This is a genomic window from Thermopolyspora flexuosa, from assembly GCF_006716785.1.
In the GTDB taxonomy this organism is placed as follows: domain Bacteria; phylum Actinomycetota; class Actinomycetes; order Streptosporangiales; family Streptosporangiaceae; genus Thermopolyspora; species Thermopolyspora flexuosa.
The window spans coordinates 2,105,716-2,120,920 of record NZ_VFPQ01000001.1 but is presented as its reverse complement, the minus strand read 5'-3'; the positions used below and the strand labels follow the sequence as shown (position 1 = coordinate 2,120,920).

The following is a 15,205-nucleotide window of genomic DNA, read 5'->3' as shown; positions in this document are numbered from 1 at the left end:
CCCTTCGAAGCAGTTTGTGAGGCTTCACCGCGCACCACGGCTGTTTCGCGTATACATGGGTGCTGATCACGTACGCCTGGGGCCGGGAAGCGGGGGTGGCGATGGGGGCTTTCGGGACGCTGCGCGCTGATGATCCGCAGCACGTGGGCCCCTTCCGGATCGTGGCGCGGCTGGGTGAGGGCGGCATGGGCCGCGTCTACCTGGGACGGTCGAAGACCGGGCGCGCGGTGGCCGTGAAGGTGGTACGGCCGGACCTGGCCGGGGATCACGAGTTCCGGCGGCGGTTCACCCGCGAGGTGGAGGTGGCCCGCACGGTGAGCGGGTTCTTCGCCGTGGAGGTGGTGGCCGCCGACCCGCACGCGTCGCCGCCGTGGCTGGCCACGGCGTACGTGCCGGGTGTGCCTTTGGACGAGGCGGTGGACGAGTACGGGCCCTGGCCGGAGGCGTCGGTGCTGGCGCTCGGGGCAGGGCTGGCCGAGGCGCTGGAGTCGATCCACGCGGCGGGCGTCGTGCACCGGGACATGAAGCCTTCGAACGTGCTGCTGTCCGCCGACGGGCCCCGGGTCATCGACTTCGGGATCTCGGTGCAGGTCGAGGCGAGCAGGCTGACCCAGACGGGGGTCACCGTGGGGACCCCGGCGTTCATGTCCCCCGAGCAGCTGGTCGGGGATCCGGTGGGGCCCGCCAGTGACGTGTTCAGTCTCGGGGCGGTTCTGACGTTCGCCGCGACCGGCACGGGGCCGTTCGGGGCCGGTTCGTTGCCGGCGCTGGTGTACCGGGTCGTGCACCAGGAGCCCGATCTGTCGAGGCTTCCGCCGACGTTGCGCTCGGTGGTGGCGCGGTGCCTGGACAAGCGGCCCGAGTACCGGCCGACCGCGTCGGCCCTGCTGGACGAGCTGGCCGGGAGGATCACGGCGAAGGGCAGGATCGTCGAGTTCTTCGCCGAGTCCGCCTGGATGCCCGCCAGGGTGGGACAGGCCGTACGCGACCGTGCCGCCACTCCCCTGCCCGACCCCGCCGAGCCCGTCCCTGGCCCGGCGGGAACGCCATCCCGTCCGGGGCCGGCCGAGAGCCCGGGATTACTGACCGGTGCCTCCCCCGGAGTCGTGGGGCCATCGCCCAGGGGAGGCCGTGCCCAGGAGCGCGGTGCGGTCGGCCACCCGGCCGATGGCCACGGTGCCCACGGCCTGCCGTACCCGTCCGACGGAGGTGATCCCGGTCGCGGGGTGCGCGCCCGCACCGCGGTGGACACCCTGCCGTCGCGGACGTCACGGCGCGCGCTCCTGCTCGGCCTCGCCGGGGTCGGAGCCGCCGCCGCGACCGGCGTCGCCGCCTGGCGTATCTTCGGGGGCGCCCCCGAAACGAACGGACCCAGCGGGCCGACGGCGCGGCTCGGCCCCACTCCGGGGGACCTTCGCTGGTCCTATCGCGCGGGCACCGCGATCGACTCGTCGCCCGCGGTCGCGGACGGTGTCGTCTACGTGGGTGGCGACGACGGCAAGGTGTTCGCCATCGACGCGGCAACCGGCCGGGAACGCTGGTCCTTCCCGACCGGGGAGGGGCCCGGCTCGTCGCCCGCGGTCGCCGACGGCGTCGTCTACGTGGGCAGCGGCGACCGCAAGGTGTACGCCCTCGACGCCGCAACCGGGCGCAAGCGGTGGACCTACGCCACGCGCGGGGTCGTCGCGTCACCTGCGGTCGTCGACGGTGTGCTGTACGTCGGCACCGGCGACGGCAACGTGTACGCCCTCGACGCCGCCACCGGGCGGAGGCGCTGGTCCTTCCCCACGGGCTCCTGGATCGGCTCGTCGCCCGCGGTCGCCGACGGGGTGGTCTACGTGGGCAACGGCAAGGGCGGCGTGTACGCCATCGAGGCGGCCACCGGCCGCGAACGCTGGTCCGCCGGCATCTCCGACTACGTCGGCTCGTCGCCCGCGCTCGGCGACGGACCGTTCATATATGTGGGCGGTGGCGACGGCAAGGTGTACGCCCTCGACGCGGCCACCGGCCGGGAACGCTGGACCTTCCCCACCGGGCAGCCGGTCGGGCCATCGCTCACGGCCGCCGACGACACGGTGTACGTGGGCGCCGGCGACGGCAAGGTGTACGCGCTTGACGCCGCCACCGGCCGGAAGCAGTGGGCGCTCACCACGGGTCGCGGGGACAGCGCGACGCCCACCGTCGTCGACGGGGTGGTCTACGTGGGCGGCGACGGCGGCAGGGTGCACGCCATCGATGCCGTCACCGGCCGGAAGAACTGGTCCTTCGCCGCCGGGGACGACGTCAGATCCTCGCCCGCGGTCGCCGACGGCATGGTGTATGTCGGCAGCCGCGACGGCAACGTGTACGCGCTCACCACCGGCCCTGCGCCCGGCCGTACCGGTGGATCCTGAGGCCCGCCGAACCTCCCCGCTCGCCCATTGCCACTCCGGCCAACGGCCGTCGAGCTGAGCGTCGCCCGGTCGAGGGCTTCCCGGCGGCCGGATCCCGGATGCTCCGGATCGGCACCGGTGCAGGCCGGCAGCGCCATCCGGCTCGGCGTGGTCCTGTTGCCTGGCGACGAGGTCGTTCAGAGCGGCGACGATGCGGCCGCGTCCGGGCGGCCGAGAGTCGGCCGAGGAGGGCGTTCCGAGGCTCGCGAATGCCGTCCCGCACGGCTCACACCGCGGCGGTTCCGGTGCACGGACCGCGCCGCCGGGAACGCACGGCGAGGGGCCATGCCGGTCAGGCCGCCAGGTCCGTCGGATCGGTGTTGGCGCCGCAGATGACGACGGCGATGCGCTCGTCCGGTCGCGGTTTGTAGGCGCCGGTGAGGAGGGCGGCGAGGGCCGAGGCGGTGCCGTGCTCGACGGCCAGGCGGCAGGTGTCCCACAGGAACCTGCGGGCCTCGCGGATCGCATCCTCACCGACGAGGACGGACTCGACCCCGGTGCGGACGGCCACCTTGTAGGCGATCTCGCCGATGACGGTGGCGCCCAGGGAGTCGGCGGCGACGCCGGAGACCGGGACCTCGACCGGGCCGCCCTTGGCGAGGGCCGCATGCAGGGTGGGGGCGTGTTCGGGCTCGACCGCCACCACACGGGCGCGACCGTGGAGAGCGGTCGCGACGCCGGCGAGCAGCCCGCCACCGCCCACCGCCACCAGCACCGTGTCGACGTCCTCGACCTGTTCGAGCAGCTCGAGGCCCAGCGTGCCCTGCCCGGCACAGATCTCGGGCTGGTCGTAGGCGTGACAGAAGAGCGCGCCGGTCCGCTCGCCCTCCGCCACCGCCACCTGGTACGCGTCGTTGTAGATGCGCCCGACCTGCACGACCTCCGCGCCGAGCTTGCGCAGCTTCTCGACCTTCACCCGCGGGGCTGTCTCGGGAACGAAGACCCGCGCCCGGACTCCGACGCGGTTCGCGGCGTACGCGACGCCCATGCCGGCGTTTCCCCCGGACGCGGCCACGACTCCGGCCTCGGGGACCCCGCTCTCCTCGGCCGCCTTGAGGATCCGGTTGAACGCGCCGCGCGGCTTGAACGATCCGGTGTGCTGCAGCTGCTCGAGCTTGAGCCACACCGGGCCGCCGCGGAACAGGTCCTCGTGCTCCAGCTCGAGGACGGGTGTCCTCCGTACCCGGCCGCGGATGCGCTCGGCGGCTTCGAGGACGTCCGTCAGTGAAAGATCCATCACCTGCTCGTTCCGTACGGCGGCGCCCACGGGGCCCGGTCATGGCCGACACGATGTCGAGGGATCAAGAGTACCTGTGGCACTCGCGCCGTACGGTGGCGTGGCGATCCCGTCCACCGCCTCCACGACCGTCGTGCAAGGGGTGCCGAACCGGGAGGAGCGCAGGTCGAGGGACGGCCCATCGTGTGATCTTCGTCATCGTCCGGAGGCACGATCGAAGGCGAGACGAGGCGATGGTGGTGAACCACGCCGTGACCGGGCGTTCTGACGGCGACCGGTCGAGGCTTCGGGGAGCCGGATCCGCCGGAAGACCTGTCACCGGCGAGGCGTGGCCGGGCCCTGGTGGACGGTGCGGGTGCGCAGTCGGACGGCCTCCGTCTCGAGGGTCTCGGTCATGTCGGCGACGAAGTCGGCGATGACGCGCAGGGTGGCCTCGTCGTAGCGGCTCATGACGGCGGCGACGCGGCTGCCGAAGTCGGCGAAGATCCGGGAGAGCTCGCGGTAGGTGTCGCTGTCGGTGATGGGGTGGACGACCGTGCGGCGGCGGTCGGTGGGGTCGGGCTCGCGGCGGATGAGGCCGGCGCGTTCGAGGCGGGCGAGGACCTGGGCGGTGGCGGCGGTCGACATGCCGGTCAGCTCGGCGAGGTGACCGGGGTGGGTGGGGCCGGTGCGGAAGAGGATGTCGGCGCACTTGTAGTCCGTGACGTTGAGGCCGACGCGGGCGGCGACCGCGGAGTGGAAGAGGACGACGGCGGTGCTGAAGCGGCCGCCGACCTCCCGGCCGACCTCCATCAGTAGCCGCTGGTCAGGGTTCGTCACGGCGGCCTCGCCTCCTTTCCGAGTGGACATCCTAGCCGGATCGTGTTAGGCATTTAGCTAAAATCTTTAGCAAACTTCTTAGGCAAGGAGTGTCATGGCCGCTATACCGTCACGGGTTCTGATCGCGGGAGGCGGGATCGGCGGGCTGTGCCTGGCGCAGGGGTTGCGCCGGGCCGGGATCGAGGTGACCGTCTTCGAGCGGGCGTCGTCCCCGGAGGAGTTCCGCGAGGGCTACCGCCTGCACATCGATCCGGAGGGCAGCCGGGCGCTGCACGACTGCCTGCCGCCGGACCGGTTCGAGCTGCTGCGCGCCGCCTGCGGCAGGCCGCCGCTCGCGTTCGCCTTCCTCACCGAACGGCTCCGGACGCTGATGTCCGTGGACGTGGTACGGCCCGGCGCGAGACCCGACCCGGTGGCGGCGCACCGCTCGCTCAACCGGTACACGCTGCGCCAGGTGCTGCTCGACGGGATCGAGGAGCACGTGCGGTTCGGCAAGGAACTCGTCCGGTACGAGACGGACGGGCGGCAGGTGGCCGCGTACTTCGCCGACGGCACCGAGGCCTCCGGCAGGGTGCTCGTCGGCGCCGAGGGCGGCCGCTCGCGGGTCCGCGCACAGCTGCTGCCGCACGCGGAGCGGATCGACACCGGCGTGGTCAGCATCGGCGGACGCCTGCCGCTCACCTCCGGCGTCCGGGCGCTCCTCCCGGAGCGGCTCGGCCGCGGCCCCGTCATGGTGCTGGCCCCCGACGGGATCAACATGTTCCTCGCGCTGCACGAGCAGGAGGAACCGGACGACGGCGCACGGCTGCCCGAACGCATGCTGCCGCCCGACCGGGGCGACTACCTGGTGTGGGCGCTCACCGGATGGCCCCAGGCGCTGGGGCTGGCCGGGACGTCCGGCGGCGAGCGCGGGGCCGTGCCGTACCGCCTCGCCCTCGAGGCCACCAGGGGCTGGGACGATCGGCTGCAACGGCTCGTGGCGATGACCGACCCGGCCACGGTGACGACGCTGACGATCCGCACCGCCGCCGCGGTGAAGCCATGGCCGACCACCAACGTCACCGTGATCGGCGACGCGATCCACAGCATGCCGCCGTCCCGCGGCGTCGGCGCCAACATCGCCCTCCGGGACGCGAGCCTGCTGGCCCGCAACCTCGCCGCCGCCTGGCCGGGCCGCGACCTGCTCCCGGCCGTCGCCGACTACGAGAGGCGGATGCGCCGGTACGGCTTCGCCGCGGTGCGGGCCTCGATGAGCACGCTGCGGATGTCCGTCACGGCGAACCCCCTGGCGTTCGCCCTGGTCAAGGCGATGTTGCGCGGCTCCCACGCCATGCTCCGGCTCACCGGCGGGTTCTCGCGCTGAGCGAACCGGCCACGGATCACGGGAGGCATCGTGAATCTGACCGTCATCGGATCGACCGGCCGTACCGGCCGGCACGTCGTCGACCAGGCGCTCCGCCGCGACCACCGGGTCACGGCGTTCACCCGCCGCCCGGACGCGCTCACCGAGCGGTCCCGGCTCGCCGGCGTCGTCGCAGGCGACGGGCGGGACCCCGAGGCCGTGGCGACGGCGGTGCGCGGGGCGGACGCGGTCATCGCGATCGTGGCCGCCGCGTCCCGCCGCGGGCCCCACCAGGCCGCCGAGGTGATCCGCGTCGTCACCGCGGCGATGGCACGGGCAGGGGTCCGGCGGCTGGTCGTGACCAGCGCGTACCCGATCGTCGGCGTCCGGCCGCGGCTGCCGCTGGCCATCCTTCGCATGCTGTTCCGGGACGCCTACGCGGATGCCCGTGCCATGGAACGCGAGCTGCTCGACAGCCCGCTCGACTGGACCATCGCCCGCCTCAACCGGCTCACCGACAAACCGGCGCAAGGCCCACTGCAGATCACCACGGACCTGCTGGGCCGCCCGCGGCCGATGACCAGGGCCGACACCGCGGCCGCGCTGCTCGACATCGCGGCCGACCCTCGCTTCGCCCGACGCGCGGTCAACCTGTCCGGACCTGTCCCGGTGCGCTGAGACGCCGCCCCGCAGGGCCGGATAACGGGTTCCGATCGCACCGCGGGCATTCCGGCGGCTGTCACCGCGAGGTGACGGTTCCCGTACGGTGCCATGCGAGCGGCCGCAAAGTCGGCGATCACGGGTTTCCCGCGCGGCTACCATCTCCCCGGGCGAGTCGGCGGAGCGGGGTCCCGATGTCGCCCGCGCTGTGCTCTGCGGGCGAAAGGAGCCACGTGGACTGGCGGGACGAGGTCGCCACCGCGCTCGACGAGTGGATCGCGCTGGCGGGAGGAGCCGCGCACAACGCTCGGTGGCGGCGGGTCGGGGCCGCGCGGGCGACCGGTGAGCCCGGCGTGTTCGTGGTCGACATCCGGGGCTCGGAGCTGAGCGCCGACCAGCTCAACGAGCTGCGGCTGGCCGACGCGGACGAGGGCAGCCTGCGCAGCGGCTTCACCGTGATGGAGGCGACGGTCGAAGGCCCGCTGCTGCGCGTACGGGTCGCCGAGTTCGCCAACCCGGACGACCCGCACGTGTGGATCCTGCGGCAGCCGCCCACGTTCCTGCTCACCGCGCTGCGCGACGGCATCGCCGGGCTCACCGACGGCGGCCTCGCCAACCTGCTCGCCCGCGGCGAGATCGGCGGCAGGCCGGGTCAGGTCCCGACGCCACCAGGGCTTCTCCCGCCGCAGGCCGAGGCCTACCGGGCCTGCTTCGGCAGGGGCGTGTGGCTGGTGTGGGGACCGCCGGGAACCGGCAAGACGCGCATGCTCCGGGCCGCCATCGCGGACCTGATCAAGGAGGGCCGGCGCGTCCTGCTGGCCTCGAGCACCAACATCGCCGTGGACAACGCCCTGCTCGGCGTGCTCAGGGAATACCGCCCCCGGCCCGGGCGGATCGTCCGCGTGGGCCCGCCGCAGCTCCGCGAGGTCGCCCAGGACCCGAACGTCTCCCTGCCGCTGATCGTTCGGTCCCGGCTGCGGGACGTCGAGGAGCGGCGCCGGGACGTCGAGCGGGAGCTGGTACGGCTCCGCGAGGACGAGGAGCGGCTCCGCCACGTTGAGGCCCGGATCGACGGCTTCGACGCCGAGGCGTACCGGGCCGCGGCCGCCCGGCTGCGGACCCCGGGGCTCTCCCCCGCGGAGATCGCCGAGGAGCTCGCCCGGTGCGATCGGGAGGCGGCGGACGCGGCGACGGCGCTCGTCGACGCCGGGCGGCAGGCGGAGACGGCCGAGGCCGAGGCCGCCGAGGCGCGGCCGTGGCGGCGCAACTGGGAGCGCATCGCGGCGCTGCGGCGGGAGTGTGATGAGGCCGAGCGGGCCGCCGCCGAGGCGGAACGGCGGGTGTCACGCGCCGAGGAGATGTGCGCACTGCTCGAGGACGGGCTCGCCGCGCTGCGCACGCGGTCCGGCAGGGTGCGGATGTGGAACCGGCGCAAGGCGGCCGACCTCGCGGCCCGGCTCGCCGAGGCCGGGCGCGAGCGCGACGCCCTGCGCGACCGGGCCACGGCCGCGAGGGCCACGGCGGAACAGGTCCGGCGGCACAACGAGCGGCGCATCGAGGAGATCGAGGCGTCCGTCCCGTTCCCCCTCGCGGAGATCGAACGCCGCGAGGACGCGGCCCGGCAGGCCGCCGACCGGCTCGCCTCGCTCCAGGCCGAGCAGATGGCGCGGCTGGACCGCCTGGAGTCGCTGCGGCGCGAGCACGAGGCGACGCGGAAGGCGGCGGAGCTGGTCGGCGAGTGCGAGCGGAACGGCTGGCCCGCGCTGCACGCCGAGGCCGAGAGCCTGCGCCGGAAGGTCGCCGACACCGCTCCCCGCCGCGCCGAGCTGGAGAAGCAATACGGCGAGATCCAGGAGGAGTACGACCGCCTCGCCAAGGACGCCCAGAGCGAGATCATCAAGGAGGCGCGGCTCGTCGCCACCACGCTGGCCAGGTTCCGCACCACGAAGGCGGTGCTCGCCGGGCCGTACGACGTGGTGCTGATCGACGAGGCCGGGGCCGCCACGCTGCCCGAGCTGCTGCTCGCCACCGCCAAGGCGGATCGCTGCGCGGTCCTGCTGGGGGACTTCATGCAGCTCGGCGCGGTGATCCCTCCCGAGATCACGGAGCACCCCCGCCCGGACGTCAGGCGCTGGCTCGTTCCGGACGTGTACGAGCACTGCGGCATCACCTCGGCCGAGGAGGCGATGGCCAGGTCCGGCTGCCTGGTCATGGACACCCAGCACCGCTTCGGTCCGCAGGTGATGGAGCTGGCGAACCGGCTCGCGTACGGCGGGCTGCTGCGGGCGGGTGCCGGGGTGCGCCCGCCCGCCGCGGACGATCCGGAGATCGTGTTCGTCGACACCGACGGGCTGCACGAGCTCGCCCAGGTGCGCCGCACCGGGAAGAGCCGCGGATGGTGGCCCGCCGGCGTCCTGCTGTCCCGGGTGCTCATCGACCTCCACCACGACGACCACGAGGTGACCGGCGTCGTCACCCCCTACCGTGACCAGGCCGAGGCGACGCTGGAGGCCCTGCGCGACATCGAGGGCAGCGGGCGGGATCCGGCCGAGGTCGGCACCGCCCACCGCTTCCAGGGCCGCGAGTTCCCGGTCGTCGTGTTCGACATGGTCGAAGGCCGGGACGGCGACGGCATGTGGATGGCGAAGGCGTCGGCGCGGCCGGGCGCCGGCCGCTTCGAGCGGGAAGGGCTGCGCCTGTTCAACGTCGCCGTCACCCGGACGCAGCACCGGCTCTACATCATCGGCAGCCGCGAGCGCGTCGAGAACGCGCCGCCTCGCAGCGCGCTGGGGCACGTCCGCGACCTGCTCAAGGAGCGGCGGATACGCCTGTTCCCCGCCTCGCACCTGATCGCGGCACCCGCCGGATTGCCGGTGGACCTGGGGCCCGTCGGGTCCCGGCTGGCCGAGGTGCTCGCACGCCACGTGGAGATCTCCACCATCGACGACGAGCGCTCCTTCTACGAGACCTTCGCCTCCCGCATCGCGGAGGCACGGTCGTCCATCTGGCTGTGGTCCCCCTGGGTGGCCAAGCGCGTGTACGGCATCCTGCCCGCACTGCGGGAGGCGGTGGCCCGCGGCGTGCGGGTGACGGTCTTCGTCCGCGATCCCAGTGACACCCTCCAACAGAAGGAGCGGTTCGCCGAGGCCCTGGCGGAGCTCCGCGAGGTCGTCCCCAACGTGGTCCAGGTGCACGAGATGCACCAGAAGATCGTGGTGATCGACGAGCGCCTGGTCATGCTGGGCAGCCTGAACACGCTCTCCCAGAGCAGGACCCGCGAGGTGATGATCACGGTGCACGGCCGCCACTTCGCCCGCAAGCTGCTCGAGCACGAGCACGCCGAGGTGTTCGGCCGGCCGCCGCGATGCGAGCGCTGCGGCCTGAACACGGTGGACCTGCGGCGCACCGAGGCCAAGGGGTGGTACTGGCGCTGCTACAACAGGGCGTGCCCCGGCCGGAACGGCGGCAGAGCCTGGACGATGGTGGTCCGGTTTGACCGGAACGGCGATCGCGTCCGCTCCGCCGGTCGGGCCGTACGGTGACTCCGATCCTGCCGGTTTTGAAACTTCCCAACACCAGAAGTTGACTTGTGTTAGACATTCACAGAGTGCCATACTTGCCGCACTCGCTCGGCTTGCGGCCGTGGCGTGGGCACACCGGCACGGCAGACCGTAGGCGTGAATCGTAGCCCCACGGTACGCGCCCCTCGTCCCCGGGGCGCGCGACGATGGCGCCGGTGGGCGGCTTCTTGCGCCCCGAATGGTCCCGTGGCTCGGGGCCATACCACACGCCACCACCGCCGGTGGTCAAGCGAGCGCATCGCACTCCTTCGCCTGCCCCCGAACCGCCGCCAAGGAGGACGAACAGATGAGCGTGGCTTCACGAGCCCGCGACCCCAAGCTGATCAGCAGCACCACCCGGCTGGTGGAGTTCCTCCGGGACCTGGCCTCCGCGCGGCGCACCCCCGTACGCGACGTCGCCGACTACGAGAAGGTGCTCTGGCTCGCGGACCTGCCCGAGGACATCAAGGTCAAGCCCGACGCCACGCTCGGCGGCATCCTCTTCTCCATCGACTTCGTGCGTTCCGTCCCGCCCCCGCCTCTCCCGGAGGAACTCGAGGGATGGCTCAACCCCCGGGAGGTGGAAAACCCCCGGCTGGACGCCCCGAAGCTCGCCGCGACCGGTCCCAACCGCATTCGGGTGATCCACGAGAACGACGTGGGGGACTGGCGGTACGAGACGCTCGAGGACCGGCCGGACGTCCGGGAACTGTACGAACTCTGGCTCGACGACTGGCGCGCCTGGGCCGAGCGGGAACGCAGGCACCTCCGGCAGCGGGAGTGGCATCGCGACCTGTTCACGATCGCGGGCCGGCTCTCCCAGGCCGACGACGAGTGGGAGCTCGTGCTCGCCACCGGCCTGCTCGCCTGGACCACACCCGACGGCACCCGGATCCGCAACCACCTGCTCGTCACCCGGGTCCACGTCCAGGTCGATCCCGACACCGAGCGCGTCGACGTGATCCTCGACGACACCGCCCCCATCCTGCAGGACCGGGAGCTGCTGGGGGACCTGCCGGAGTTCTCCCCCTCGCGCACCGACCGGCTCCGCGAGCGGGCCCGGCAGGACGACATCGCCTGCCTCGGCGCCTCCGGGGCCGAGCTGCTGCGGACCTGGTGCGACCGCGGCGTCGAGCCGCACGCGGCGTACCTGGACGACTGGGCCCCCGCGCAGCGGGCGGGCACCACCCCGCAGGTACGGCTCGCGCCCGCGCTCGTGCTGCGCAAGCGTGACCAGGGCGCGCTGCTCGGCTACTACGACGCCATGCTCGACGCGCTGACCGGGGCGGACGCGCACGCGCCGCTCGGGCTCGCCCAGCTCGTCGAGCCCCTCGACCGGGACGAGCGCATGGCCTTCCTCGGCGAGCGGGACGGCGGCGACGCCACCGCCTCCGCGGGCGAACCGCTCTTCCCGCTGCCCGCCAACCCCGAGCAGCGGCTCATCATGACCCGGCTCGCCCAGGACAACGGGGTGGTCGTGCAGGGCCCGCCGGGCACCGGCAAGACCCACAGCATCGCCAACCTGCTGGCGGCGCTGCTCGCCGAGGGCAAGCGGGTGCTCGTCACCAGCCAGAAGGCGCAGGCGCTGCGGGTGCTGCGGGACAAGCTGCCCAAGGAGATCGCCGACCTGTGCATCTCCATGACCGACCTCGGCCGGGGCGGCTCGGCGGAGCTGGAGGGCGGGGTCAAGGCGCTGTCGGCGAGGTTCGCCACCTACGATCCGGCGCTGCAGGCCGAGCAGATCGCCGCCACGCGCAAGCGGCTCGACGAGGCCCGCCGTGAGGTGGCCCGGCTCTCCGAGCGGATCCGGGCGCTGCGCGAGTCGGAGACCTACGTGCACCCCGCTATCGCCCCCGGCTACCGGGGCACGCTCGCGGAGATCTCCCGGCGGCTCAGGCAGGAGGAACCGGCGTGCTCGTGGATGCCGACGCCGATGCCGCCGGACGCGCCCGCCGAGCCGCCGGTCGGCATCGGCGAGGCGGACGAGCTCGCCGAGCTGCTCGCCGAGGAGACCCCGCAGCGCCGGGCGCGGCCGGGCCAGCACATCCCGGACGTCGCCACGCTGCCGTCCGCCGAGCGGGTACAGACGCTGATCGACGAGGAGCGCGCCGCCCGGTCCATCGCCGACGAGGCGGGGACCGATATCTCCGCCCGGCTCGAGGTGCTCGACACCGCGCAGCTCACCTGGCTCGAGAACGTCGCACGCGCCGTCGACGGCGACCTGCACCGGCTCGGCCTCGCCGGCGCCGACGCCGCCCGGGGCGAGGACGAGTGGACCGCCCGCGCCCTCGCCGACCTGCTCGCCGGACGGGACACCACGCTGTGGGAGCGGCTCGACGGGCTCGCCGAGCGGCTCACCGCGCTGCAGGAGGCGGTCCGGCGGATCAACTTCCGCCCCGTCGTGCACCCGCGGCTCGACGGCCCCGCCGAGACGGGCGACTATCTGAAGGCGATGCGGGCGCTGCGCGACCACTTCGCCGCGGGCAACCGGCTCAAGCGCGGCCTGCTGCGCCCGGCCGTACAGCGGCAGGCCGAGCCGTACCTGAAGCAGGTGTCGGTCGACGGGATCGTGCCGGACAACGCCGAGCTGCTGTCGATCCTCATCGACGACCTGGAGGCGCGGCAGATCGTCGAGCAGCTGCGCCGCGGCTGGCGGACGGTCGGCGTGGAGTTCGCCGCCGACCTGTCGCTGGACGAGATCGCGTCGAGCATCACGGACGCGTACCAGCGGCTCGCCGTGGTGCGCCGCATCCGCGAGGCCGTGGTGACCACCGCCGGGGAGCTCGCCAAGCTCGGCGTGCACGTCCCGATGCGCACCCTGCCGGAGTGGACCGCGTACGCCACCGCGCTGCGAGCGGTGCGGCTGCGGCTCGAGGCCGAGCAGGCCACGGCGGCCCTGGAGGAGCTGCGGGAGTCCCTCGAGCGGCAGGCCGAGACCGGCACGCCCGCGCCCGAGCTGCGGGAGGCGATCCACGCGGTCGCCACCCGGGACGCGGTCACCTACCGGCTCTGCCTCACCGCGCTCAGCACCGCCCACCAGGAGCTGGCCCGGCAGCGGCGCTGCGACGAGCTCGCCGCCCGGATCCGGGCCGCCCATCCGGACCTGCTCGACGTGCTCGCCGACCGGGAGAAGTGGAAGCGGCACCGGTCCACGTGGGAGCGGGCGTGGGCGTGGGCGAAGGCGTACACCTTCTTCGACGAGCAGCGGCAGCCCGGGCTGGAGCAGCGGCTCGAGGCCGAGCTGGAGGCGGCGACCGCCCGCGTCATGCGGATCACCGCCGAGCTCGCCGCGGCCCAGGCCTGGGATGCCGCGCTGCGCCGGATGACCGCCGAGCAGACCCTGGCGCTGCGCTCGTACGAGCAGCACATGACCGCGCTGGGCAAGGGCACCGGCAAGTACGCGGAGCGGTACCGGAAGCTGGCCCGGCAGGCGATGTCGAAGGCGCTCGACGCCGTCCCGGCGTGGATCATGCCGATCCAGCAGGTGCTCGAGACGATCCCGCCGGACCGCGACTCGTTCGACGTGGTGATCGTGGACGAGGCGAGCCAGGCGAGCATCGACGCGCTGTTCCTGCTGTGGCTGGCGCCGCGGGTCATCGTGGTCGGTGACGACAAGCAGTGCGCCCCGTCGGTGGTGAGCCACGGCGAGCTGGAGCCGATCTTCAACAAGCTCGCCACGTACCTGCCGGACATGCCTCCCTACCTGCGCGACGCCTTCACGCCGAAGTCGAGCCTGTTCGACCTGCTGCGCACCCGGTTCGGCGGGCTGCTGCGGCTGCGGGAGCACTTCCGGTGCATGCCGGAGATCATCGAGTTCTCGTCCCGGCAGTTCTACTCCGACGAGCCGCTCGTGCCGCTGCGGCAGTTCGGCGCCGACCGGCTGGATCCGGTCCAGGTCGTCCACGTCGAAGGGGCGTACACCGAGGGCTCCTACACCCGGCTGCGCAACCCCGTCGAGGCGGAGAAGATCGTCGAACGGATCCTCAAGTGCATCGGGGATCCGGCCTACGACGGCAAGACGTTCGGCGTGGTCGTGCTGCAGGGCACCGAGCAGGGCAAGCTCATCCACAACATGCTGCTGGAGAAGCTCGACCCGAAGGAGTGGGAGCGGCGGCGGCTGCGGGTGGGCACCCCGCCGGACTTCCAGGGCGACGAGCGGGACGTGGTGTTCCTCTCCATGGTGATCGCCGAGAAGCGGCCGGCGGTGACGAGCACCGAATGGCAGCGGCGGTACAACGTCGCCGCGTCCCGCGCCAGGGACCAGATGTGGCTGTTCCACTCGGTCAGCCCCGACCTGCTCTCCCCCGCATGCCTGCGGCGGTCGCTGCTCACCTACATGCTCAACCCGCCCGTGGCGCTCGGCGGGGCGATGCCGAAGGACGTCACGCCCGACACGCCGCATCCGGCGTTCGACTCGCTCTTCGAGCAGCGGGTGTTCCTCCGCATCCGGGAGCGCGGCTACCACGTGGTGCCGCAGTTCGAGGTGAACGGGCGCCGGATCGACCTCGTCGTGAGCGGCGCCCGGGGACGGCTCGCCGTCGAGTGCGACGGTGATCACTGGCACGGGCCCGAGCGGCTCGAGGCCGATCTCGCCCGGGAGCGGGAGCTCAAGCGCGCGGGGTGGCGGTTCTGGCGCGTCCGGGAAAGCGAGTTCTTCTTCGATCCGGACGCCGCGCTCGCGCCGCTGTGGGAGGAGCTGGAGCGCCGCGGCATCCACCCGGGCGAAGTGCCGGTCGAGGACGGGAACGAGGCGGGTGCCGCCTGGAGCGCGGTACCGCTTTCCGCCGAGGACGGATGGGACGGCCTCGGCGAGGACGACGATGTCGAGGAGATCGTCCCGGTCGACGAGGAGGCGGACGGCTTCGCGCCGGCACCGGTCGCCTCCCGGTCGGCCGCTGGGGCCGCCGGGGCCGCGTCGGCTCCGGGCAGGGCGGCCGCCAAGGCGGGGCCCGCCGCCGGTATCCGCGAGTGGGCCCGCCGGAACGGCTACACGGTCGCCGACCGGGGCCGGCTGCCCGAGGAGGTCATCCGGGCCTACCAGCGGGCGCATTCCACGGACTGACATAACGCCATCGCGGCCGACCCGATGTGCCGGGTCGGCCGCGATGTTCGTTGCGGCGGGTTCGCCGTGCGCCGTTGCGGTCCGGTGCGCTCC

General features: G+C 73.3%; 7 protein-coding genes. 5 read left to right on the top strand and 2 right to left on the bottom strand.

All coding sequences use genetic code 11. The annotated features are described in order from the left end of the window. Positions 1-101: 101 nt before the first annotated feature. Positions 102-2,393 carry an outer membrane protein assembly factor BamB family protein gene (locus FHX40_RS08990; protein WP_142259183.1) on the top strand — a complete coding sequence of 764 codons (2,292 nt, stop codon included), beginning with the start codon at positions 102-104 and terminating at the stop codon, positions 2,391-2,393. Between the two features lie 331 nt (positions 2,394-2,724). Here FHX40_RS08990 and FHX40_RS08985 read toward each other — a convergent pair whose 3' ends face one another. After that, positions 2,725-3,669 (bottom strand): threonine/serine dehydratase, encoded by a 945-nt coding sequence (locus FHX40_RS08985; protein ID WP_142259182.1) that lies wholly within the window; start codon positions 3,667-3,669, stop codon positions 2,725-2,727. A gap of 315 nt (positions 3,670-3,984) precedes the next feature. Next, positions 3,985-4,488: a MarR family winged helix-turn-helix transcriptional regulator gene (locus tag FHX40_RS08980; RefSeq protein WP_170198778.1), complete on the bottom strand. Its 504-nt coding sequence runs from the start codon at positions 4,486-4,488 to the stop codon at positions 3,985-3,987. A gap of 94 nt (positions 4,489-4,582) precedes the next feature. On the opposite strand from FHX40_RS08980, the gene FHX40_RS08975 reads away from it, so the two are divergent. The 4 genes from FHX40_RS08975 (at position 4,583) to FHX40_RS08960 (ending at position 15,112) form a co-directional block, all read left to right on the top strand. Beyond that, positions 4,583-5,851, top strand: a complete 1,269-nt coding sequence (locus FHX40_RS08975; protein WP_142259180.1) for an FAD-dependent oxidoreductase — start codon at positions 4,583-4,585, stop codon at positions 5,849-5,851. Between the two features lie 30 nt (positions 5,852-5,881). Beyond that, positions 5,882-6,508, top strand: a complete 627-nt coding sequence (locus FHX40_RS08970; protein ID WP_170198777.1) for an NAD(P)-dependent oxidoreductase — start codon at positions 5,882-5,884, stop codon at positions 6,506-6,508. Between the two features lie 215 nt (positions 6,509-6,723). After that, positions 6,724-10,032 (top strand): AAA domain-containing protein, encoded by a 3,309-nt coding sequence (locus FHX40_RS08965; protein ID WP_170198776.1) that lies wholly within the window; start codon positions 6,724-6,726, stop codon positions 10,030-10,032. Positions 10,033-10,357: 325 nt separating this feature from the next. Then, complete coding sequence (locus FHX40_RS08960; RefSeq protein ID WP_142259177.1) at positions 10,358-15,112, top strand: AAA domain-containing protein; 4,755 nt, start codon at positions 10,358-10,360, stop codon at positions 15,110-15,112. Positions 15,113-15,205: the final 93 nt, after the last annotated feature.

Bases quoted from the DNA above. Each gene is read 5' to 3' on its own strand.
- FHX40_RS08990 (WP_142259183.1), top strand. From the start codon at position 102: ATGGGGGCTTTCGGGACGCTGCGCGCTGATGATCCGCAGCACGTGGGC.
- FHX40_RS08985 (WP_142259182.1), bottom strand. From the start codon at position 3,669: ATGGATCTTTCACTGACGGACGTCCTCGAAGCCGCCGAGCGCATCCGC.
- FHX40_RS08975 (WP_142259180.1), top strand. From the start codon at position 4,583: ATGGCCGCTATACCGTCACGGGTTCTGATCGCGGGAGGCGGGATCGGC.
- FHX40_RS08960 (WP_142259177.1), top strand. From the start codon at position 10,358: ATGAGCGTGGCTTCACGAGCCCGCGACCCCAAGCTGATCAGCAGCACC.